This is a genomic window from Terracoccus luteus (genome assembly GCF_003635045.1).
In the GTDB taxonomy this organism is placed as follows: Bacteria; Actinomycetota; Actinomycetes; order Actinomycetales; family Dermatophilaceae; genus Terracoccus; species Terracoccus luteus.
The window spans coordinates 2,119,010-2,142,040 of sequence record NZ_RBXT01000001.1 but is presented as its reverse complement, the minus strand read 5'-3'; the positions used below and the strand labels follow the sequence as shown (position 1 = coordinate 2,142,040).

Sequence of the window (23,031 nt, the reverse complement as noted above, 5' to 3'; positions counted from 1 at the left end):
CGCTCAGCCCGCCGTGGAGCGGGCCGCCAGCCGGTCCTTGAGGCGGTCGAGCCCCTCCTTGCCGCCGACGCGGACAATCGCCTCGCGCAGGGTGGAGCGCCCGACGTCACGGACGGTGCGGTAGGGCCAGCCCACGAGCAGGTCACGCCCGAGCGTGGTCGCCGACGGCTCGCTCACCTGGTCCAGCAGCCCGCCGAACGCGGACTCGTACCGCCGCCGGCCGACCCGTCGCCCCCGCACCCGGTTGCTGACGTTGGTGCCGTGGATGACCTGCAGCCACCCGGGCGGACCACCGAGGTGGCGCACGGGCAGGTGCAGGTGGAGACGGTTGTGCCAGTCGGCCCAGCAGGTGACCGGCGCAGTGAGGTCCTCGGCGACGCTGCAGAAGGCGTTCTCGCGGTCGCGGCGGAGGTAGAGCGCGTCCCCGCTGAGGATGACCCCGTGGTCGACGTAGACGGCGGCGGGGGAGCCGGGCACGTGGGCGGCTCTCAGCCGCTCGACGAGGTCACGGGCCAGACCGTCGTCGTTGTCGAGGTTGGTCGTGATCAGGCCCCCGTCGTCGTCGCCGGCCACGGCCCGCAGGTCGGCGACCAGCTCGTCCGGGGGCACCGACGTCCGGTACAGCGGGGTCAGCAGCGACTCCGCCTCGAGCGAGGACATCAGCTCGACGAGCCAGGCGGGTGACTCGGGGTCGAGGTAGACCAGCCACGAGAAGTCGCGGCAGGTCTGGGCCCGCACGGAGGGGACCGTGTAGCGCAGGAAGAGCTCGGTCCGCTCACGCAGCCATCCGTCCCGGGCCCGGATGAGGCTCTCGACCCCAGGGCTCGGGAGGTTGTAGCGGGTGAGGAGCACCTGGGTCGTCATGCGGGCCTGCGCTCCAGGATGCGGGGGGCACGGCTCGCCGGGCCCGCGGGGGTCCGGCGCGACCGCCGTGCGGCCCGGGTCGGCAGGCGGTCGAGGGCCACGAGGAGGGTGCCGGTGGCGAGCAGCACGATCGCCACCGTGGCGGCACGGGCCCGGGTGCGGCTGCCCGAGACCTCGACGACGCTCGGCCCGACCTGTGGCGGCTGGATGACGAGCTGCCGCGTCGGGTCGACGTGCAGCCGCTGCTGCAGGGTGGCCAGGGCGGTCGCGATGCGGTCGGTCTCGGCCGTGAGCTGCGCGCTGACGCCCTCCGGTGTCGGCCCGACGACCTGGACGTCGATGATCGGGTTCGGGATGACCGAGCCCCACTGGCCCCCGACGTCGCGGAGGCGCGCGGACACGGCATCCCGCTTGCCCTCCCCGTAGAGGGTGGCGTCCGCGGCGTTGGACCGCGGCGCGCTGTGGTTGCCGTTGACGATCTGCATGAGGACGGTGGCCGCCGGCACGGCGGTCGACGGGAGGTCCTCCAGCGTCTTGGGCGTCGTGGGCTCGGCGGGCTGGACGACGGTGACGGACTGCTTGACCCAGAACACCGTCTCGGGCGCGGTGCGCAGCGCGAGCAGCCCGGCGACGGCCACGCCGAGCGCGACGACGAACCAGAAGCGGCGCACGAGCTGCAGGAAGCGACGGGAGGTCACGAGCGGCCCTTTCATCCGTGCCTCTGGGCGTGTCACGTCGGTTGTGAGCACCTCGCCGATTCTGGCACGGGGCCGATTCGCCTGTGTGAGAATCGAGAACGGCCGGGGAGGGCAGCCCAGAGCTCGTCAGAGGGGGGTCTCGTGGACCTACGCGTGTTCGCGTCGACGCTGCTGCGTCGCTGGTACCTCACGCTTGCCGTGCTGCTGCTCGCGGTCGCCGCCGGTGCCGGTCTCACCCAGGTGGTCGGGCCGACGTACTCGGCGACGTCGTCGGTCGTGCTGATCCCGCCGGAGGCGCCCGCCGACAAGGAGGCGGCGCCCTCCGAGTACGCCCCCGAGAACCCTCTCCTCTACCTCGGCTCCCTCACGCAGTCCCGCGACCTGCTGCTGACGTCGCTGCGCAGCCAGAGGGTGGCCGACGGGATCACCGAGCAGGTGCCCGGAGCGACGTACGAGGCCGTCGCCGACGCGCTCTCGTCGGGGCCGATCATCGTGCTGACCGTCGAGGCCCCGAGCAGCGAGGGCGCCATCGAGGCGATCGAGCTCGTGACGCGCACGGCGGGCACCGAGCTCGTGCGTCTGCAGAAGAGCCTCGGCATCACCGACGCCAACCAGATCGGCTCGTTCCGGCTCGCGTCAGACACGGAGCCCACCGCCGAGCACAAGAAGCAGGTGCAGATCGGCGTTGTCGGGGCCGCCGGGGTCGCCCTCGCCGGCCTGCTGCTCATCGCGCTCGGCGACGGGCTGCGGGCCCGCCGGGGGCGGTCGGCGCCCGTGGTGGGCGAGTCAAGCGCGGCCGCCGGTGATGGTGCCGCGGAGGACGTGGAGCGCGTCGATGGCGTCGAGGACGGACCGGCGGAGGACGGTCCCGCCCGCCCGGTCACCGACACCGATGCCGCGGATGCCGCGGACGGTGTCGCCGGTGCGTACGGCGCCGCGCAGGGTCCGCGCAAGCGGACAGGACGGGGCGCCCGGTCCGTGCGGGTCGACCCCTCGGCGACGGACGACGGGGTCGACCGTGAGCTGGCCCCGGCCGGCGTTCGCACACCCCGACGCTGATGGCGCTGCTGCGTCCCGCGTCGCGCCCGGACGCCGGGCGCGCCCCGGCGTCGGCGGCCGAGCGACGAGCGGCCACGCCGCCCGGGCAGCGCGAACCCATCGACGCCGCAGCGGTTCTCACCGTCTACTTCACCCTCATGCTCGCCATCCCGGCGCAGGCCACCTTCGCGCCGCTCGGCAGCGTCGGCGCGCCCGCGAACGTCGTGGCGCTCGGGGTCTTCGTGTGGTGGGTGTGGCACCACCTGCACCGGTCGGAGCCGGAGGCGCGGTTCGCGCAGCCGGTCCGTCGGGCGGCGCTCGCGCTGCTGCTGCTCATGCTCGTCGTCTACCGCCACGCCATGGTCCAGCCGCTCATGTCGGACGAGGTGATGCCGGCCGACAGCGGCCTCATCCGGTTCGTCGCCGTCATGGGCATCGTCCTCGCCGCGACCGACGGCATCGCCTCGAAGGAGCGGCTGCACGTCCTCGTCAACCGGATCACCATCGGGGCGGGCGCCGTCGCCGTCGTCGCGCTCGTGCAGGTGGCCACCGGCCAGCTGTGGGTCGACCGGCTCATCCCACCGGGGCTCACCATCGCCAACCCCGACGGCTCGCTCATCGCCCGCGGGGCGTTCCTGCGGCCGAGCGGCACGTCGGTGCACCCCATCGAGTTCGGTGCCGTGCTGTCGATGCTCCTGCCGCTCGCCATCACCCAGGCGCGCACCACGGAGGGCCGACGGTTCTGGCCGTGGTTCCGGGTGGTCGTCATGCTGCTGGCCGTCCTCATGTCCTTCTCGCGCACCGCGCTGATCTGCACGGCGGTCGTGCTCGTGACCCTGTCCGTGCTGTGGTCGACGCGGGCCAGGTGGGTGGCCGCTGCGGTCGGGCTGGTCGGTCTGGCCGGCGCCGCGGTCGCGGTACCCGGTCTGGCAGGGACCATCCGGGGTCTTTTCGCCGGCGCCGCCAACGACCCGAGCGTGCTGTCACGCACCGCCGGCTACGACTACGCGTGGGAGATGTTCCTGCAGAACCCCTGGTTCGGCCGGGGGTACGGCACCTTCATCCCGCGGTACTACATCTTCGACAACGGCTACCTGCAGTTCACGATGGAGACCGGTGCGGTCGGGCTGGCCTTCCTGATCGCCCTGCTCGTGACCGGCATGGTGTGTGCCGTCCGTACGCGACGTCTGGTCACCGCCCGCCGCGACCGTGAGCTGGCCCAGGCCTTGTTGGCGGGCCTGCTCGCCGGGACGATGTCCATCGGCTTCTTCGACCTCTTCGCCTTCCCACAGTCGGCCGGGTGCCTCGTCCTGATGCTCGGCCTGTCCGGCGGCTTCTACCGACTGGCACGGAGACGTCCGGCCGTCTGAGACCGCCTGCACCCGCTCGTGCGGAGGCTGTCAGGACTAACCGAGGCTTCGGCCCACCAGGGGGTGGCTCGCGAGCTCTGCCCCCCGTTGATCTCGATGAGCCGGGCGCGCACGTTGTCGGCGAACGTCTCGAGATCGTGGACGCTCGCGACGTATCGCCGACCCTCGTCCGCCACACGTTCCGCTTCTTCTGGGTTGTCTCTCAGGTGGACGAGCATGCGCCGCAGGTCCTCCGGGTTCTCGGGATCGACGTAGTACCCGGTCTTCCCGTGCGTGATGACGTCGACCTGCCCCGGGATGCGAGAGGCGACGACCGGACGACCGGCAGCCATCGCCTCGAGGATGACGTTGACACCGTTGTCCATGTCAGACGGGTAGAGAGGTACCACGACGACTTCGGCCGCCCGGTACGCATCGCGGAGCTCGAGGGCGGTCAGCTGGCTCACGCTGACGTCCGCGCGAGCCGGCAAGGTCTCACGCACGTCCGTCACGGTCGCCCTCAGCCCGCCTAGATGCACGACCAGCGAAGCCGCGATACGGATTTGCGTGGAGAGGCCCTCAGCGGCCTCGATGAGGGTGGGGAAGTCGCGCATGGTCGAGCCGGCGGAGAAGATCCCACGGCGCGGCACGCGCGCAGGGGACTGCTGCACGGATAGGTGACGGTTTCAGTTAGGCCGCCTGAGTGGCGGTTGTCGTCATGATCAGCTCGTATTCGACCGGGGTCAACCGCCCGAGGCGGGCTTGCCGCCGGCGGCGGTGGTAGGTCCGTTCGATCCAGGTGACGATCGCGATCCGCAGCTCCTCGCGGGTGGGCCAAGCCCGGCGGTTCAGGACGTTCTTCTGCAGCAGCGCGAAGAACGATTCCATGGCCGCGTTGTCCCCGGCCGCCCCGACGCGGCCCATCGAGCCGACCATGCCGTGGCGGTGCAGCTGGTGGACCAGTTTCCTGGACCGGAACTGTGACCCGCGATCCGTGTGCAGGACGCAGCCGGCCACGTCCGCGCCGTCAGCGTGGCGGCGGGCCACGGCGTTGTCCAGGGCTGCGACGGCGAGGGAGGACTTCATCCGTGAGTCGATGGAGTAGCCGACGATGCGGTTGGAGTAGACGTCCTTGACCGCGCACAGGTAGAGCTTGCCCTCGCCGGTCCAGTGCTCGGTGATGTCGCTGAGCCACAGGCGGTTCGGGGCCGGAGCGGTGAACTCCCGCTCCACCAGGTCGTCGTGGACCGGCGGGCCCGGCGTCTTGCCGTTTCGTCCGCGCTTCTTTCCGAACGTGGACCACCAGCCCTGCTGTGAGCACAGTTTCCACGCGGTCCGTTCGGCCATCGCCTCGCCAGCATCGCGGCCTTCGTCGACGAGGAACCGGTAGCCGAACTCCGGGTCGTCGCGGTGGGCGTCGAACAAGGCGTTCGCCCGGTACGCCGCGGTCAGCTCGCCGGCGGTGACCGGGTTGGCGAGCCAGCGGTAGTAGGGCTGACGGGCGATCTTCAGTACCCGGCACGTCACCGTGACAGGGATCCCGTCACTGGCGAGCTCGCGGACGAGCGGGTACATCATTTTCCCGGCAGGTGCGCCTGCGAGAGGTAGGCGGCCGCGCGGCGCAGGACCTCGTTCTCCTGCTCGAGCAGCTTGATCCGTTTGTTCGCCTCGCGCAGGGCATCGGACTCGCTCGCAGTCCTTGCCGGGATGGACGCGCTGGTCGACCTGCGCTCATCGATCGCTAGCCACCGCTTCAGACACGAGGGCGAGATGCCGAAGTCTTTTGCGACCTGGGCGACAGAGGCCTCCGAGTCCTTGAAGACCCGGATTACGTCCTCGCGGAACTCGTTGGGGAACGCCTTGGGCATGGTGCACATCCTTCCAGCGCCGACACACATCGACGCAGATCAGATGTCACCTATCCGTGCAGCAGTCCCCAGGTGTGTAGAAGCGGCAGTCGACCGGATGTGGGACGTAGGAGACACGCCCCCGGCCGTAACCGAGGCCGACAGCCACCTGCTGCTGGACCGAGCTCCACGTGATGATGTGCGTGATGCCCCGGCGAAAGAGCCGGTACGGCCAACCGACGGACGGCTTGGACATGAGGCTGGTCATCGTCACATGCTTGGTCCGGCTGGGGGCCAGAGTGAAGAGCACAGCCAACGCAACTGAATGGCGTTCGGACCAGCTCAGCACGATGTCGTATCTACTGGCCGACAGTCTCGCCTCCACCGCCTGCGCGACAAAGGAGGGAAGTCGTCGGTAGACACGTGCACGAAGCGGTCCGACCTCGTTGAGTGCTTCCTCATCGAGGAGGTCGGCACCCAGCACCTCGGCCAGAAGAAGGCTGCGCGGTTCCTCGCCGGCATCCTGTCGACGTCTGTGCTCGTCTCGAGGGGTGATGCTGCGACCACGACTCTGCACGAGAAGGACGCGTAGGTTGGTCGACGCCGTGACTGGTTCCTTTACTGATGCTCTCATCTCCTACTGGAGTTGTCGCGGTGCCAGGTCGTCCGAGTTCGCATGACGCGCAGCCCGATTCGCGCGAGAACCGACAGGCCCACGTAGACGACGAGGTCGGCCGCGTGGGCGGGTCGCCGGGCGTTGGCGCGCACGACGGCGCCGAGCGAGCTGCGGCTCGACCCCGCCGACGACCGGTTCGGCGCACCGGGCCAACCGGCGGCGCCGGCATCCGTCGTGCGATGACTCGGGCTGTGCACCCGCTGCAGCACGCGCAGCAGTGCCCCGACGCCGCGGGGTGTGCGCACCACCACTGGGTCCGTGTCGACGATGGTGACCTCGTCGGGGGAGAAGAGGGAGTCGACGAAGAGGTCGTCGGCGCCGACGTCGGGGAACTCGCCCCACCGCGCGCGTCCGGCCTCGCCGACGCCGTAGAAGCCGGCGCCCCACAGCGACGAGGTGAGTGCGGGGGTGCGACTGCGCGCCCGGTAGTAGGCGCGCACCCACACGTCGGCGCCCTCGGTGTCGTAACGCAGCGGGGGGCGGGCGGCGAGGGCCGGTCCGCTGCGCAGCGCCTCGGCGACGGCGACCGCCGCGGCCGAGGTGACGACGACGTCGGCGTCGACGAACAGGCGGGGGAGCGGGAGGTCGAGCCGCTCGGCCGCGCGCAGGGCCGCCGCCTTCGAGGGCCGGTCGATGTCGACGACGGTGACGTCGACAACGCTCGAGCGCGCGGCGTGAGCACGGGCCCGGTCGGCCGTGTGGTCGTGGCAGCCGTTGCAGGCCACGACGACACGCAGCGGTGCGCCGTCGCGGGTGAGCGACTCGAGCAGCCGGTCGATGACGGTCGCCTCGTCGTGGGCGGGGACGACGACGGACGCGATGGCGACCACCGGCCGGGTCGAGGCGGTCACCGTGAGGCCCACGCGACGAACTCGCGGGCCGGCATCCGCCACGACCGGGGCCGCAGCAGCAACCGGGTCACGTCCGCGTAGGTACCGCGGGAGCTGCGCACGGCCTGGTGCCCGACGACGACGGCGCCGAACACGAGGGAGGGGAGCAGGAGGTGGCACGAGCGGTAGTCCTTGACCCTGTTCATCGCGCGAAGGGCGTCGAGGGCGGCCGAGCGGCCGGACGCCCCGCCGACGTGGGCGACCTCGGCCGACGCGACGTAGCGCACGCGCCAGCCGTGCCGGCGGACACGGCGGGCGTACTCGACCTCCTCGGAGTAGAGGAAGTACCGCTCGTCCATGGGGCCGACGCAGCCGACGACGTCACGGGCGACCATCCACGCCGCTCCCGACGCCCAGTCGACGTCGTGGTCGTGCTCGTAGGCCCTCGGGTCCCACAGCGTGTCGCTGAGCCACGCCGGGCGCCGACGCAGCCGGCTGCCCACGGCGGCGTCGCCGAGGGCAGTCAGGATGCCGGGCTCCCGCCGCAGTGAGTACGCGGCCTCCCCGTCGGGCTCGGTGACACGGGGGACGGCGACGCCGACTGAGGGGTCTGTCAGCGCCGCCGCCAGCTCGCGGAGCGCGCCGGGGGCCACGACGGCATCCGGGTTGAGTACGGCGACGGCGTCGACCTCGTCACCCAGCGCGTGCAGGGCGACGTTCACCCCGCCCGCGAAGCCGGCGTTCGCCTCGTTCACGATGACCCTGACGCCGGGAATTCCCCGCGCGACCGCGACGGTGTCGTCCGATGACCCGTTGTCGACGACGAGAATTCGAGTGACGAGTTTCTCGGCGTCAAGATTCATGGAAGCGCACAGCGAAAGAATGTCCCGTGAATTGTTGTAGGTCACGATGGCAATTCCGACATTGACCACCTCGCGACGGGTCGGATGCCGTGCTGTCACCATGTCCCGCACCTCCTCGCCCGGTCGTTCCGTCGGTGCCGCTGTGACCGCAGACGTCATCGCACGAGCCGGCTCAGCGCCACGGGTCCGTCGACGAGGTACCGGTGGGCCAGGCGGCGCGGCTCCATCGCGAGGCGGTAGGCCCACTCCATGCCGGTCTCGCGGAAGACGGCCGGGGCCCGCTTCACCTGGCCGGCCAGGAAGTCGGCGGACGCGCCGAAGGCGAGCAGCACGCGCGCCCCCGTCTGCTCCCCGTGCTCCTGGATCCAGACCTCCTGACGGGGCTTGCCGAGACCCACGACGAGCAGGTCGGTGCGGCTGTGGCGGACCTGCTCGGCGAGCTCGTCGCTGCGGGCCCGGTCGTCCACCTCGGACGGGTCGGGCGCCCAGTAGCCGGACACGACCAGCTGCGGGAAGTCTCGGGCGACGACGCGCCGCAGCTCGACGTGCATGGTCTCCTGACCGCCGAGGAAACCGACGCGGATGCCGTCCTGCTCGGCCCGCGCTAGCACGGGAACCAGCAGGTCAGCGCCCGCGAGACGCGGCCAGCGCACCCCGGTGCGACCGCGCACGACGGCCACGATCGGGATGCCGTCGAGCAGGGTCAGCCACGTCAGCACGCCCGTGTCGGCCATGGCACGGGGCGCGGCCAGACCGCCGCGCCCGAAGTGGTAGACGTGGTCGAGGTTGGCCGACGCGACGGCCATCACCGGCCCGAACCGCCGCACAGAGGCCTCGCCGATCTCGTCGACGACACCGTCGTAGGCGCGCAGGTGCACGTCGAAGCCGGCGACCGTGACGGTGGCCCGGGCCCAGCGCAGCGGTGGTCGGAGTTCGCTTCCCGCCGGCTCTGCGGGGTCGTCTCCCGATGGCGCAGGGCGAGGGAGCGACTGCGGTTCGTGAGCCGGGCGGTGACGCCAGACGCCGGCCGCCGCGGCGGCGCTGCGAGAACCCAGCAGCTGCCGGGTACGGGGGCTGGTGCGGATGCCGTGCTTGGTCGGGCGGGTCGGCGGCGTCCACGTCGACGGCGCGTCGTCGTCGGACAGCGTCGCCCCGTGGGCGGGCGGGAATGACAGGTCGAGATCGCGTTCCATAATTCAAAGCCCCCAAGCTTTGGAAATTACCGAGAACCCCTGGACGCCCGCGTCCTGCCCTGACCCGAGCCGCAGTCGCGAATATATGAGGACGGTGAAGATCTGTATTCAAAATCACCGAATTTCTCTTTGTCACCAATGTGTGCAAAGCAATTGATGTCCCGTTCGCCACATTGGTGAACCGACGGTCCTTCTACGACGCGACCGGGCCTGGATGGGCGGCGGCCGGTGGTGCGGTGCTCGGCAGGGCGCCCGGGGTGGCGCTCGACGTGAGCCCGTCATCGTGGGGGATGGTCGGTATGTCGCTTCCGGCGAGGAAAACCACCAAAACGCCACGACGGGCGCAACCCCCGTCGTAACCTGTGCCAGTCGCGGCTGCTATGCAGTCATGACAGCCGGCCAACCTGGGGGGTCAGCCGGTTGACGAGGGCACCTCGGTGCCCTCTCCGCGCATGGGGGGTCCAAGCGCGGCGCTGGGGGGAGTGTGCTCGGTGATCGGTCCATACAGACGTGCGCTGACATCGCCGACCGCGCGTTCGACGCGTCGGTCACTTCCTCCTGCCCTGCGGCCGTCCCTCGGGTCTGCTCGCACCACCACCTCACGGACCGACCCAGCGGCACAGCCCGCCCCGTCCGTCGCTCACTTCGGTCCCGCCAAGCAGAGGCAGTCCATGAACTCGATCTCCACCCGGGCGCGTCGCGCCCTGTCTGCAGCCGTCGGCCTCGTGCTGGTCGCCGGAGGCGTCGTCGCGATGCCGTCGGCAGCCCAGGCGGACGACGTCGTGCCCACGCCGCCGGCCGCCGAGGCACCGCTGCCTCAGCCGGTCTCGGCCGACGCGCTCCCGACGGCACAGATGAACGGCGTGGCCTGGAAGCAGGTCATCGTCGGCAACACCGTCTACGTCGGCGGCAACTTCACGCAGGCCCGTCCCGCCGGTTCGGCGCCGGGCACGAACACCGTGGCGCGGACCCACCTCATGGCGTACGACATCACGACCGGTGTCATGACGTCATGGGCGCCCGTGCTGAACGGCCAGGTCAAGGACCTCGCCGCCTCGCCCGACGGCAAGCGCCTCTACGCCACGGGCTCCTTCACCACGGTCAACGGCGTAAACCGCTACCGCGTCGCTGCCTTCGACCTTCCCTCTGGCAACCTCAGCAGTTTTGCGCCGGGGCTCAACTCCGCCGGCCAGGCCATCGCTGCGACCAACACCACGGTGTACCTCGGTGGGTACTTCACGAACGTCAACAGTTCGTGGCGTCCGCGGCTGGCCGCGGTCAGCGCCCAGACCGGTGCGGTCCTGCCCTTCGCGCCCGTGATCGACGACGGAACTGTGAGTGCGCTGGTGACCGCACCTGATGGCCAGTCCGTCGTCGCGGGTGGCAACTTCACCAGCGTCGCCGGTTCGTCGACGAACGGCTACGGGCTCGGGCGCTTCGCCGCCGACAGCGGCACCGTGATGGCACTGCCGGTCAACTCCGAGGTCCGCAACGGCGGCGCGGAGTCGGGCATCACCAGCTTGGCCACCGACGGCACGAGCTTCTACGGCTCCGGCTACCACTTCGGTGGCGGCGGCAACGTCGAGGGCAGCTTCTCAGCCAACTGGTCGGACGGCTCGCTCCGCTGGCTCGAGGACTGCCACGGCGACACCTACAGCGTGTTTCCGGTCGGAAACGTCGTCTATTCAGCCAGCCACAAGCACTACTGCGGCAACAGCGGCGGGTTTCCGCAGGCCAGTCCTAAGTGGGACTTCTACCACTCGACGGCCACGACGAACGACGTCCGCGGCAGCAACACCCGGGACATCTACGGCTACCCGGACCACGTCGGGACCCCGCGGCCGCAGTTCCTCACCTTCTTCCCGCGGACCGACGTGGGCACCTTCACCGGGAAGTCACAAGCCGTCTGGAACGTGACGGGCAACGACCGCTACGTGGCCTACGGCGGAGAGTTCCCCCGGGTCAACGGCTCCGCTCAGCAGGGACTGGTGCGGTACGCGACGCGCTCCATCGCGCCCAACAAGCAGGGCCCGCGCAACCCGGGGGCAGATCTCGACCCGAAGGCGGTCTCCTTCTCCGCCGGCGCGGCCCGTGTGTCGTTCACGTCGACCTTCGACTACGACGACAGCAAGCTCACCTACAAGCTCTACCGCGACAGTGAGTCGTCGACCCCGCTCTTCAACGACACCATTGACACCCCGTTCTGGAAGCCCGTGACCAAGAGCATCACGGACGCGGGAATGGCGGCGGGCTCAACGCACCGCTACCGCCTGGTGGTCTCCGACCCCTACGGCAACACGACCAAGACGAACTGGGTCTCGGTCACCATCTCCGACGCGGCGCTGAGCCCCTACGTCGACTCCGTTCTCAAGGACGGCGCATCCAGCCTGTGGCGCCTGGGTGAGGCTGACGGCTCGACCGGTTTCGACTGGGCGGGTGCGTCCGACCTCGGTCTGACGGGAGGCTTCACGCGAGGCGCCGACGGCGCCGTCCCCGGCAACGCCGCGACGACCTTCAACGGCACCGACGGCACGGCCGGCACGCAGACGCCGATCCCCGGCCCGAACGTCTTCTCGGTCGAGGCCTGGTTCAAGACGACGTCGACGACCGGAGGCAAGATCATCGGCTTCGGTGACCAGAAGGCCGGTCTGAGTAACAACTACGACCGTCACGCCTACATGGACCCGCAGGGCCGTGTGACGTTCGGCGTCTACAACGGCAACACCGTCACGGTGACGACCCCCAACGCCCTCAACGACGGGCAGTGGCACCAGGTCGTCGGCACGATGGAAGCGACGGGCGTCACCCTCTACGTCGACGGCAAGCGCATTGGTCGCAACACCGGTGCCTCGTCCGCTCAGCCCTACGACGGGTACTGGCGCGTCGGTGGTGACCGTCAGTGGAACGGTTCCGAGTGGTTCAACGGCAGCATCGACGACGCCGCCGTGTACCCCAACGTGCTCACCCTGCAGCAGGTGCAGGACCACTTCCAGAAGAGCGGTCGCGACCTCAACTTGCCGACCGAGCCGAAGGACGCCTACGGCAAGGCCGTCTGGGCGAGCACGCCCGACCTCTACTGGCGCCTGGGTGAGTCCAACGGGCCCACGGTGCAGGACTCCTCCGTCAACGACATGCCGGGCACGCTGACCGGCGGCTACGGCCTCGGCGCATCCGGTGCCGTCACCGGGACGGCCAACACGGCCGCGACCTTCAACGGGTGGGACGGCGGGATCTTCACGAACAAGCTCGTGGCGAACCCCACCGTCTACAGCGAGGAGCTGTGGTTCAAGACCACGACCAACCGCGGCGGCAAGATCATCGGCTTCGGCTGCGCCCAGACCGGCGGGAGCGGCTGCTACGACCGTCACGTGTGGATGAAGGACGACGGGACCCTGACCTTCGGTGTGTGGACCGGCTTCGAGAACAACATCTCGACGTCCGACCGCTTCAACGACGGTCAGTGGCACCACCTCGTCGCCAGCCAGGGTCCCTCGGGCATGGCGCTGTACGTCGACGGCAACCTCAAGGGCACGAACCCGCAGAACACCCAGCAGGCGTACGACGGCTACTGGCGCGTCGGCGGCGACACCACGTGGGGCGGCAACTCGAGCAACTACTTCGAGGGTGCGATCGACGAGGTCGCGGTCTACTCCAGCGTCCTCAGCGACGCGACGGTCAAGGCGCACTTCGCTGCGGGCGGCGGTCAGCTGCCCAACCAGCTGCCGACGGCCGCGTTCACCCCGGACGTGTCCGGTCGCGACGTCGTCTTCGACGGGTCCGGCTCGGCCGACCCCGACGGCAGCATCGCCTCCTACGCCTGGGACTTCGGTGACGGCGTGACCTCGACCGAGGCCAAGCCCACCCACCGCTACACGGTCTCCGGGAAGCAGACCATCACCCTCACGGTCACCGACGACCGCGGCGGCAAGGCGACGGTCACGCACGACATCGACCTCAACCTCGCCCCGCAGGCGAAGCTGACCTCTCAGGTGAGCAACCTCGTCGTCGCCTTCGACGGCTCTGGCTCCTCCGACACCGACGGCTCCGTGGCGAGCTACGCCTGGGACTTCGGCGACGGGCAGACCTCGACGGAGCAGAAGCCCAGCCACACCTACCCGGCCGCCGGCTCCTACGACGTGACCCTCGTCGTCAAGGACGACAAGGGTCTCGCCTCGGCCGCAGCGACCGGCTCGGTCACGGTGGCCCCGAACAAGGCGCCCGTCGCCGCGTTCGCGGCGTCGGTCGACAACCTCGTCGCCGCGTTCGACGGCTCGGGTTCCTCCGACACCGACGGCTCCGTGGCGAGCTACGCCTGGGACTTCGGTGACGGGCAGACCTCGACGGAGCAGAAGCCGACGCACACGTACGCCGCTCGCGGGTCGTACACGGTGACGCTCGTCGTCACCGACAACCAGGGCCTCGCTTCGGCGGCGGTGACGAAGTCGATCAGCGCATCGCCCAACGCCGCGCCCGTGGCGTCCTTCTCGGCGGACGTCAAGAACCTCGTCGTCGGCTTCGACGCGTCGGCATCGTCCGACGCCGACGGCTCCGTGGCCAGCTACGCCTGGGACTTCGGTGACGGCGAGACCTCGACCGAGCAGAAGCCGAGCCACTCGTACGCCCGCAGTGGGTCGTACACCGTCACGCTGACGGTCAAGGACGACCGGGGCCTCACCTCCACGGTGACGAGCAAGTCCGTCACGGTGGCTGCGAACGCCACGCCCGTCGCCTCGTTCACCGCCTCGCCGAGCAACCTCGTCGTCGCCTTCGATGCGTCGGCCTCCTCCGACGCCGACGGCTCGGTGGCGAGCTACGCGTGGGACTTCGGTGACGGAGACACGGCCACGACGGTCAAGCCCAGCCACACCTACGCCGCGGCCGGTACGTACACGGTCACGCTCACGGTCAAGGACAACCAGGGCCTCGCCTCGGACGTCGTGACCAAGAGCGTGGCGGTGCAGGGCGTCACCGCCTGGGCGCAGGACGGCTTCGGCCGGACCGTCGCCTCCGGCTGGGGCACGGCCGACACCGGCGGCATCTGGACCCTCCAGGGTGGCAACTCCTACTTCGCCGTGAACGGCGGGGTGGGGACGCTGAACATCGCGCAGGCCGGCTGGTCGCCCAAGGCCCAGCTGCAGACCGTCTCGCGGCAAGACCTCGAGGTGAAGGGCAGCTTCTCGCTCGACAAGATCGCCGACGGCGGGGGGACGTACGTCTCCTTCACAGGACGGACGGGTGGCTTCGCCAGCGAGTACCGCGCAAAGGTCTGGGTCAAGGCCAACGGCACGGTCAACCTCAGCACGGTGGCGCTCCAGTCCACCGAGACGACGGTTTCGTCGGTCAACGTGGCTGGCCTGACGGTCGCAGCCGGGGACAAGCTGTGGGTCCGGTTCCAGATGGTCGGCACCGGCACCACGACTCTCCGGGCCAAAATCTGGAAGCAGGGTGCGACCGAACCGACGGCGTGGACGACCACTGGCAGCAACACGACCGCCCAGCTTCAGGATGCTGGCGGCGTTGGGGTCTCGACGAGCCTGAGTGGTTCCGCCACGACCGGAGCCTCACGGGTCACGGTGGATGACTTCTGGGCCGGACCGCTCAGCGGCCAGCAGTAACAGCAGCTGATCTGGAGCCGTCCACACCTGGGGTGTGGACGGCTCCAGATCTTGTGACGCTGCCAACTAAGATCGACAGGCTAGTAGGAGGGGGGACCACGTGGCAGCGTCGTCGATCCACCCGACGAGCCTGGGCCGTCTCGGTAGTGGTGTGCAACCACAAGCGGAGCGACTCCTCGTCGGCGCCCTTGTATGCCTACTGGGTGCGCGGTTGTACGTGGCCTACGAGTTCTCGGTGGCGGTCATCGCCGCTCTCGTCCTGTTGCCCGTCTGGTGGCGTCACGTGCGCGAGTACCAGTGGGCGCGACCGCTGCTGATCGGTGCCCTGGCCAGCGTCGGATCAGGCTTCTGGTTGACCGAGTTCTCCGCCGCCGACCACGCCGTCCTGTCACGTCAGATGGTCCTCAACAGCGCCATGACGCTGTCTGTCGTTCTCGGAGTCGGCCTGATCCTCTGGGCGCGACGGCTGCTTCCGGACCTCGTCGTGGCAGCCCTTTACGGTGCCGGGATGGTGCTGTCGATACGTCCGAACGACGGTTTCTTACTGAACCCGTGGAAGTTCGGGTTCGACAAGCCGGTCAGTCTCCTGGTCCTGGCTCTGGCCTGTCGTGTTGGTGGCCGTTTCGTTCCAGCGCTCGCTTTGGCCGGCCTGGCCGCCGTCAGCGCTGTGTCCGACGGGCGCTCGCGAATGGGAATTCTGTTGGTGGTTCTGGTGGCGACGTTGTTGCAGACGTTGCCGGCTCCCAGAAGCGCGCCGGCGGCAACGGTCCGTGTCCTGTCCGCTTTGGGGGCGGTCGGTTACGCCGCCTACCAGCTGAGTGAGGCCGTGCTTCTCGAGGGGGTACTGGGCGAGGCCGCCCAACAGCGCTCCGAGGAGCAGATCGCCCAGTCCGGGTCCCTCATCGTCGGCGGCCGTCCCGAGATGGCTGCGACGTGGTCCCTCATGAACCACCGGTTCGAGGGATTCGGTTTCGGCGTGGTGGCGAGCAGGTCGGACATCAACGCCGCCAAGATGGGCATGCTCGGCATCAACTACGACCCCGACAATGGCTACGTCAACAACTACATGTTCGGAACGGGCGTCGAACTCCACTCGGGGGTGGGTGACTTATGGGCTCACATGGGGGTTCCAGGGCTGCTCTTGGCAGCTGGCATCCTCTTCTTCATCGTTGCCCGTCTCGGACGACTCGTCGCGACACGGAAGGCCAATGCCGTCCTGCTCATGTTGGGCGTCAGCGCAGTGTGGGATCTGGCCTTTAGCCCGTTGAAGACCTCGATCCCATATCTGACGATAGCTCTGGGCCTGCTGCTCGCGGTCCGCTCACCCGAGATAGGGCCGCCAGTCGCGGAGCAGCAGGTCAAAGATCGGAGCCCCGCTAGTTTGCAACGTATGTCGGATTTATGATGTAACCGATTGCGGCTCAGTCGTTTTGCGTGGGTGACAACCTCCACTTCGTGAGTTTTTGTGGTTATGGTCTGGTCCGCAGCACACCGGCAGGGGTGCGGTTCGCTGCATATCTCGGCAACCCTCCACCTTCGTGCCGGGAGCCCCGCGGTCGACGGCTGGCCCTGGGAGTTCCCCCCTGCCCCAGGACCGATATGACCCTCAGACGAGTCGCTCTCGTGCGCAATGCCTTGGTGACGGCGGCGGCGCTCTCGCTCGCTTTCACCGTGCCCTCGGTTGCAACTGCACCCTCCGCCAGTGCGGACCCCTCACCGACGGACACCATCGGTGGTGACACCTTCGAACGCACTGTGTCTGGTGGGTGGGGCTCGGCCGTCACTGGTGGAACGTGGGTCAGCTCGGTGCCGGCCCGCACCGCTGTGTCCTCCGGGCAGGGCCGCGTGTACCTCGACCCCGGAGCGAGCGTTACGCAGACGCTGGCCGCCGCGGCCGTCGACGTGCGGACCACTGTCGGCGTCAAGGTCGACCGCATCGCCACTGCGGGGAACGGTGTCTCGGCCGGCGTCGCGGGAAGAGTGTCCCCCGTCGGTGGGTACGTCGCCAACCTTCGCATCGGCAGGAGCGGTGTCATGAGCCTCGCCATTGTCAGGATGCGCTCCGGTACCAGCGACACGATCCTCATCAACGACACCCAGATCGCCGGCACCGCCGCGGCCGGGACGTCGTACACCGCTCAGGTGGACGTTATCGGGACTTCGCCGGTGATCGTGAGGGCGCGAGCGTGGCCGAGCTCGGGCACTGCGCCCGGCTGGCAGGTGTCGGCCTCTGACAACAGCGAAAGCCGCATTACTTCGGCCGGAGGGTCCGCGCTCCGTTCCTATCTGTCTGCGTCCTCGTCCGCCACCGCCCTCGACTACGACAATGTCGCGATCCAGCGTCTTGCGGAGCCGGCCACGACGACACCCACGCCCACCCCGGTGCCCGCGACCGCAGCCGGGTCGGCGGTTCCGGGAGGTACGGCCTACACCGTGCCCAGCGGCGCCATCTTCGTCTCCGCAGCGGGTAGTCGCAGTGGTTCGGGCACGTCGGGGAGTCCGTACGGGAGCCTGTCCTACGCCATCGAGCGCGCCCCGTCGGGATCGACAATAATCATGCGTGGTGGCTCGTACCGCGAGTCCACCACCGTCCCCTTCGGCAAGCGTCTGACGATCCAGTCCTACCCGGGTGAAGCGGTCTGGATGGAAGGCAGCTCTCCCGTGTCCGGGTGGCAGAGGTCGGGCAGCTCATGGGTCGTGAGCGGCTGGAACTCGATCTTCGACCACAGGGTGTCCCACAGCCAAGGAGTGGACGAGTCCAATCGATTCATCGACCCGGCCTACCCCTTGGCCGGGTACCCGGACCAGGTCTGGGTCAATGGCTCTGCACTGCGCCAGGTGGGGTCCGTCTCTGCCGTCGTGGCCGGTACCTTCTACGTCGATGAGGCGGGCCGTCGTCTATACATCGGAACCGACCCGTCGGGTCGGACTGTCGAGGCGAGCACCAGGCAGCAGGCCATGGTCATCCAAGGGGAGGGGACGACGGTGCGCGGCATCGGTGTCCGCCGGTATGCCAACACCTTCTGGATGGGCGGCGCCATCAGCGCTCAGGTTAATGACATCACTCTCGAGAACGTCATGGCGAGCGACAACGCCACAACGGGCATCAACGGGTGGGGCAAGAGGATGCGGTTCAACAAGATCACGGTGAATCGGGCGGGCGCGCTCGGACTGGGTCTGAACAGGGCAGACGGCTTGATTCTGTCGAGTTCGCTGATCCAGGAGAACAACATTGAGCGCTTCAAGGAGGCACCCGTCTCAGGCGGGGCCAAGCTGACCACGAGTCGCGACGTCACGGTGCGCGGAAACATCTTCGAGCGCAACACCACAGCGGGCCTGTGGTTTGACGAGTCTGCCTACAACCTCACCATCACCGGCAACCGGGTCAACAACAACGGCGGTACTGGCATCGCCCTCGAGATCTCATCGAAGATCGTCGTTGCGAACAATTACTTCGTGAACAACGGCAAATCCGGGGTGGAGGTGGGTGACACCAACAACGTGGCGGTGTGGAACAACACCTTCTCCGGCAACCAGCTGTACACCCTGCGCGTATATCAGGACTCCCGCCGGAGCAGCGACCCGGTCATCACCTTCATCACCAAGGACGTCACCTACCGGAACAACGTCATCGCCTACGGCACCGGGAGTTGCCCGTTCCTCGTGCATGACATGCAGTACCGGTTGACGGGGCAGATGATGGGGGTCACCGCCCAGGGCAACGCCTACTGGAGGGCCAGTTCGACCAGCCCGGCCAACCTCGCCTGCTGGGCGAACGGGACCGCGGGGCTCATGAGCTATAAGAACCTGACCACGTGGCGGCCCGGCACTGGGAACGACCTCGGGTCGACCCTCAACGAGGGGACGTCGATCCTCACCAGCGCCTACCAGCTGACGTCGGCAGCCGCGAGCAGCACCGCCTCGGTCGCCCTGCCCATCCCCGACTCGATCGCCGCCGTCATCGGCGTCGCCGGGGGCAGCCGACGGCTCGGAGCGGTCTCGCCCATCCTCTGATCCGGCGAGAGTGAAACGACGACGGCCCGTCCACCGGACGGGCCGTCGTCGCGTCTTCAAGAACGATTGGGCCAGTATTACGGGCTGGAGGGGGCGAACATCCACCCGTCCGCCGCGAGCCGCCCGTCGTGTTCCGGGAGGGATCTGATGACGAGTTCCGGAGACAGCGGTTCCCTCACCGCCCGCGTGAGGGCCTGAGCCAGCCCGCCACGCTCCGCCTCGGCGGTAGGCAGCGTCTGGTGTCCGTGTGCACGCAACCAACCCGCGATCCCTGTCTCGTGGGTCGTGACGACGGTGCACCCATGGGCAAGCCCCTCGACGAGAGGGAGGCCGACCTGCTCGCGCCAGCCACGGTGCGGTCGCGAGGGCAGCACCACGACGGACGCGTCGCGGAGGTGCTTGTGCACTGCAGGTCGTGGCGGGTCCTCGACGAACTGCACCCGTTCGTCGGTCCGGGCTAGTGAACGGGCGGTGTCGGCCATGGCGCCCCTCCCGACGATGACGAGGCGCGCCGACGGTACGTCCCCGCGAAGCACGCTCCATGCTTCGACGACAAGGTCGAAGCCCTTGCGGGTCGACAGGTCGCCGAGGAACAGGATCTGTGTCCTTATCGCCGTATGGCCGTCGGAGGGGGAGAGGTTTCCGCAGCCGCACCTTGTCGGCAGAGCGGGAATCAACGTCGTGACGGCGTCCCGGTGGGCGGGCCCGAACGAAGCGGCGTAGGCCTCGACGGCCGCCTCCGTGCCGAAGGCGACCCGGTCACAGCGACGCCACACACGGGGAGCGAGCCAGCGGTCGAGTCTGCGGCCGAGTCGCGCCTTGCCTCCTGGAACCGGCAGCTGGTCGATCGGGACGTTGCCGATCGCGTATGTGACCACCGCGGTCCGCCGTCTGCGGACCAAGTCCCCAGCCCGGACGGCCAACAAGGTGAGAGTCGTTCGCCGGACCGTCTCAATGGCGATGGGCTCGTTGATCTCAACCGTGCGGTAACCCCGACGCGCCATCAGCCAAGCTGTGCGCACGTCGCCAGCCTGCTCGATTCGTGACCGTCTTGCGGCGGCTGCGGCCACGTCGGCGTCGAAGTCATACCTTCGAGTGCCGTAGACCAGATCAGCGGGTGCCAGCTCCAACGTCCGCTCGAGGTGGGCCGTCCTCACCGTGTGATAGACCCGTACGCGCTCTGTCACGGGGACAGAGCGTTCGAGAAGCGGCATCAGCGATGTTCCCGTGAGCTTGTTCGCGCTGCCATCTCGAGGTGCGCGGCGGTCGGTCGCTCCACAGGCCCGGCGTCGGTCGGTTCGCCCGTGCGAGGCGGTCGTTCACCGTGGTTGGCCATCAACTGCCCCGGCTTGCGTTCGGCATCTTTGGCGGCGGCTTGCCGCGCCTCGGCACGGGTGCTGGGCGTCTGCGACGTCTCGCTGTCTTCCGGGCCGTCCCGCGTCAGACGGCGCATCACCTCGGCGCGGGAGGAGTCCTCGTCGGGGCGGAAACGGTGACGGAGGCGGCGCGTGATGGTCGAGACCCTGCTCGGCCGGTCACCGTAATACTGGTTGGTCGACTCGGACTCGGGTGCGAAGGTCACGACCAAGCCGGCGATCCGCGCACCGACCGCGGTAAGGTCTCGCAGCGCGTCGCGGACGTCGCTGCGCCGGACCCGCTTGCACCCCACGACAACCAGGGCGGCGTCCGCGAGCCGCGACAGCACGGCCGCGTCTGACACCGGGAGGACGGGCGGGGCGTCGATCACGATGACGTCGTACCGCTGGCGCGCCTGCTCGACGACACGGCGCATGGCGTCGGACTCGACCAGCTGGTGAGGGTTCGGCGGTACCTCGCCCGAGGCGAGGACGTCTACGTGCATCCGTCCCATCGGTTGCACGACGTCAGCAACGTCAGCCCGGCCGATGAGGACTGTCGTTAGGCCTGCCGCTCCTTCAAGGCCCATCGAGGCGGCCACGGAGGGCCGACGGAGATCCCCGTCGATGAGCAGGACGCGTCTAGAGGTCTCACCTAGGGCGATCGCCAGGTTGACGGCGGTCGAGGTCTTGCCCTCGCCGAGCGTGGCGGAGGTGACGACGATGACCTGCAGCGGCGACGATGCGTCGATGTAGGAAAGGTTGGTCTGCAGGCGGCGGTAGGCTTCTGATCGCGGGCTCAGCGGGTCGACCAGGGTCGCCAGCGGCGTGTGCTTCCGACGTGGCTGCATCGGGATGGTCCCAAGAACTGCCGCTGTCTCTTGCAACGACTCGACGTCGCGGGGGTCGCGTACCCGGGTGTCGAGGAACGCGAGCGCGAGGGACAGAGCCATTCCAAGAGCCAGGCCGAGGCCGGCGCCGGTCAGCACCATGATTTTGGTGCGGGGCGCCGAGGCGAACGTCGGCACCGCGGCTGGGGCCACGACGTTGACGGTGACTCCTTGGCGTGTCGTGCCGTTGGTGGGAGACAGCTCGGTCACGGCCGTCGATAGCTGTCGCGCGACGGCGTTCGCCAGTCGTGACGCCATTTGCGGGTCGCCGCTCGTCGCTTGGATGTCGATGATGTTCGTGTTGAGTGGCGAGTCCGCCGCGATGGAGGTGGACAGTGACTTTGCGCTCGTGTCCAGACCGAGGTCCTCGATGATGGGGTCCAGCACTACTGGAAGGTTGGCGAGAGCGGCGTAGGATTCCACGACGTTCTTGATGTAGGTGGAGCCCTGCACGAGCTCACCCGGGCTGTCCGCACTGCTGAGGGACACGAACACCTTGGCCGTTGCTTGATAGCTGGGTGGAGTGCTGCGGGCCACCCCGAATGCACCGACGGCGCCGAGCGCCATCAGCGCCAACGAGAGCAACCACCGCTTGCGCAGGGCTGCGACGTACTGACCAAGATCCACCGTGGTACTCCTTCGTGTGACGTTCGCCAGCAATGGTGGCACGCGAAGGAGGCGAAGTATCCCGTTTGGCGGTTTTAGAAGTCAAGGGCCCGGGCCCGTCAGTCTGTGCCAGAATTCCTGCGTGCCGGACCCAGCCCCGCTCCCAACCGTCGTCACCCGTCTCGTCGTGGCCTATCCGTCTGAACGGGACGTCGTCGCCTGGGAGCGACGTCACCGCGACGGCCTTGTGCCGGGCCAGTGGCCCTACGGCCTCGGAGCACTCGCCGGGAACGGCGTCGAAGTCCGACCGATTGCCTTGCCGGAGCAGGGTCGACTGCGCCGTGCCCTCTCCCGTGGCGAGGAAGTGGTGCAGTCGCGGACCCGGGGCGCACAGCAAAAGTCAGATGAGGTGCTGTTGACGTGGGACGAGTCGACGGCGGTTCGGGCCGTGGGTCGTCGCACGGGGCGGGAACACTGTTCCGGCGTGATCTGGCTGACCGACCGCCCCGACGGTCGCTCGGCGGACGCCGTGCGGCGAGCCTTACGTGGGTGCCGCGCGCTCTGGACCCTGAGCAGTGCGCAGGTGGAGCCGCTGCAAAGAATGATGGGTCCGAGCGGGCCGTCTGTCCGTGCCGTCCGGTTCGGCGTGGACCACCACTTCTTCTCAACCCACCCCTACCCGGACCGGCCGCTGGTGGTCAGTGTCGGAGGCGATCGCGACCGGGACCCCCGGACGCTGTTCGCCGCGCTTGAGGCGGTGCATCGCGCCCGCCCAGAGGTGGAGATCGTCGTGCAGAGCAAAGCCGGCCTACCGGTGCCTGACGGCGTGTCGGTCGTGCCCCATCTGAGCCATGTCGAGCTGCGTGACCTCTACCGCCGCATGAGCGTCATGGTGATCGCCACGGGCCACAACCTGCACGTGTCTGGCATGACCGTGAGCCTAGAGGCAAGGGCCGTGGGTCGGCCGGTGGTCATCACGGGCTCGCCCGGTATGGAGGACTACGTCAGCGTCGACGACTCGATGGTCGTAGGGACCGGTGATGCGTCCGCCCTTGCGGATGGTGTCGTCACGCTGTTGGACGACGTTCCCCTTGCGGAGTCGATGGGAACCGCCGGGCGACACAACGTCGTCGCCCGCCACACCGAGGCTGCGATGTGCCACGAGCTGCTCGACGTGGTGCGCGGATAGACCC

16 protein-coding genes are annotated in these 23,031 nt (G+C 68.9%); 6 read left to right on the top strand and 10 right to left on the bottom strand.

Annotated features, from left to right (window positions below; all coding sequences use genetic code 11):
- Nucleotides 1-3: 3 nt before the first annotated feature.
- Both DFJ68_RS09690 and DFJ68_RS09685 read right to left on the bottom strand, forming a co-directional pair.
- Nucleotides 4-864: a glycosyltransferase gene (locus tag DFJ68_RS09690; protein WP_121032752.1), complete on the bottom strand. Its 861-nt coding sequence runs from the start codon at nucleotides 862-864 to the stop codon at nucleotides 4-6.
- Nucleotides 861-1,562 (bottom strand): hypothetical protein, encoded by a 702-nt coding sequence (locus tag DFJ68_RS09685; protein WP_121032750.1) that lies wholly within the window; start codon nucleotides 1,560-1,562, stop codon nucleotides 861-863. The genes DFJ68_RS09690 and DFJ68_RS09685 overlap by 4 nt, the downstream gene beginning before the upstream one ends.
- Nucleotides 1,563-1,703: 141 nt before the next feature.
- On the opposite strand from DFJ68_RS09685, the gene DFJ68_RS09680 reads away from it, so the two are divergent.
- Both DFJ68_RS09680 and DFJ68_RS09675 read left to right on the top strand, forming a co-directional pair.
- Nucleotides 1,704-2,621 (top strand): hypothetical protein, encoded by a 918-nt coding sequence (locus tag DFJ68_RS09680; RefSeq protein WP_147431555.1) that lies wholly within the window; start codon nucleotides 1,704-1,706, stop codon nucleotides 2,619-2,621.
- On the top strand, nucleotides 2,621-3,970 hold the full coding sequence (locus DFJ68_RS09675; protein ID WP_121032747.1) for an O-antigen ligase family protein: 1,350 nt from the start codon (nucleotides 2,621-2,623) through the stop codon (nucleotides 3,968-3,970). Before DFJ68_RS09680 ends, DFJ68_RS09675 begins: the two co-directional genes overlap by 1 nt.
- On the opposite strand, the gene DFJ68_RS09670 is transcribed toward DFJ68_RS09675, so the two are convergent.
- From DFJ68_RS09670 to DFJ68_RS09640, 6 genes are all read right to left on the bottom strand, one after another.
- Entirely contained in the window at nucleotides 3,937-4,563 is a 627-nt protein-coding gene (locus DFJ68_RS09670; protein WP_147431554.1) for a glycosyltransferase, read from the bottom strand. The two genes, DFJ68_RS09675 and DFJ68_RS09670, sit on opposite strands and share 34 nt — an antisense overlap.
- 76 nt (nucleotides 4,564-4,639) lie before the next feature.
- Nucleotides 4,640-5,817, bottom strand: a protein-coding gene (locus DFJ68_RS09665) for an IS3 family transposase (protein ID WP_121035258.1) whose coding sequence is annotated in 2 segments (ribosomal slippage) — nucleotides 4,640-5,530 and nucleotides 5,533-5,817 — 1,176 coding nt in all. Because the reading frame shifts where the segments join, the coding sequence is not laid out codon by codon here.
- A gap of 46 nt (nucleotides 5,818-5,863) precedes the next feature.
- Nucleotides 5,864-6,373, bottom strand: coding sequence for a hypothetical protein (locus DFJ68_RS18495; RefSeq protein WP_147431553.1), 510 nt, complete (start codon nucleotides 6,371-6,373; stop codon nucleotides 5,864-5,866).
- 53 nt (nucleotides 6,374-6,426) lie between these two features.
- On the bottom strand, nucleotides 6,427-7,323 hold the full coding sequence (locus tag DFJ68_RS09650; protein ID WP_170165739.1) for a glycosyltransferase: 897 nt from the start codon (nucleotides 7,321-7,323) through the stop codon (nucleotides 6,427-6,429).
- A complete protein-coding gene (locus DFJ68_RS09645; RefSeq protein ID WP_276330699.1) occupies nucleotides 7,320-8,267 on the bottom strand; it encodes a glycosyltransferase family 2 protein in 948 nt (315 codons plus the stop codon). Before DFJ68_RS09645 ends, DFJ68_RS09650 begins: the two co-directional genes overlap by 4 nt.
- A 53-nt stretch (nucleotides 8,268-8,320) precedes the next feature.
- Complete coding sequence (locus DFJ68_RS09640) at nucleotides 8,321-9,358, bottom strand: WecB/TagA/CpsF family glycosyltransferase (RefSeq protein WP_121032735.1); 1,038 nt, start codon at nucleotides 9,356-9,358, stop codon at nucleotides 8,321-8,323.
- A gap of 671 nt (nucleotides 9,359-10,029) precedes the next feature.
- On the opposite strand from DFJ68_RS09640, the gene DFJ68_RS09635 reads away from it, so the two are divergent.
- The 3 genes from DFJ68_RS09635 to DFJ68_RS09625 all read left to right on the top strand — a co-directional run bounded on the left by DFJ68_RS09635 (nucleotide 10,030) and on the right by DFJ68_RS09625 (nucleotide 18,987).
- Nucleotides 10,030-14,973, top strand: a complete 4,944-nt coding sequence (locus DFJ68_RS09635) for a PKD domain-containing protein (protein ID WP_121032733.1) — start codon at nucleotides 10,030-10,032, stop codon at nucleotides 14,971-14,973.
- 235 nt (nucleotides 14,974-15,208) lie between these two features.
- A complete protein-coding gene (locus DFJ68_RS09630; protein WP_147431552.1) occupies nucleotides 15,209-16,378 on the top strand; it encodes a hypothetical protein in 1,170 nt (389 codons plus the stop codon).
- 218 nt (nucleotides 16,379-16,596) lie between these two features.
- Entirely contained in the window at nucleotides 16,597-18,987 is a 2,391-nt protein-coding gene (locus DFJ68_RS09625) for a right-handed parallel beta-helix repeat-containing protein (protein ID WP_170165736.1), read from the top strand.
- A gap of 77 nt (nucleotides 18,988-19,064) precedes the next feature.
- Here the strand turns inward: DFJ68_RS09625 and DFJ68_RS09620 are convergent, their stop codons facing one another.
- Entirely contained in the window at nucleotides 19,065-20,201 is a 1,137-nt protein-coding gene (locus tag DFJ68_RS09620) for a glycosyltransferase family 4 protein (RefSeq protein WP_121032727.1), read from the bottom strand.
- A complete protein-coding gene (locus DFJ68_RS09615; protein WP_147431551.1) occupies nucleotides 20,201-21,859 on the bottom strand; it encodes a tyrosine-protein kinase domain-containing protein in 1,659 nt (552 codons plus the stop codon). The genes DFJ68_RS09620 and DFJ68_RS09615 overlap by 1 nt, the downstream gene beginning before the upstream one ends.
- A 121-nt stretch (nucleotides 21,860-21,980) precedes the next feature.
- Here DFJ68_RS09615 and DFJ68_RS09610 point away from each other — a divergent pair, with 121 nt between their 5' ends.
- The gene (locus DFJ68_RS09610; RefSeq protein WP_147431550.1) at nucleotides 21,981-23,027 is read left to right on the top strand and encodes a glycosyltransferase family 4 protein; all 1,047 of its coding nucleotides are present in this window, start codon (nucleotides 21,981-21,983) and stop codon (nucleotides 23,025-23,027) included.
- The last annotated feature ends 4 nt before the right edge of the window (nucleotides 23,028-23,031 follow it).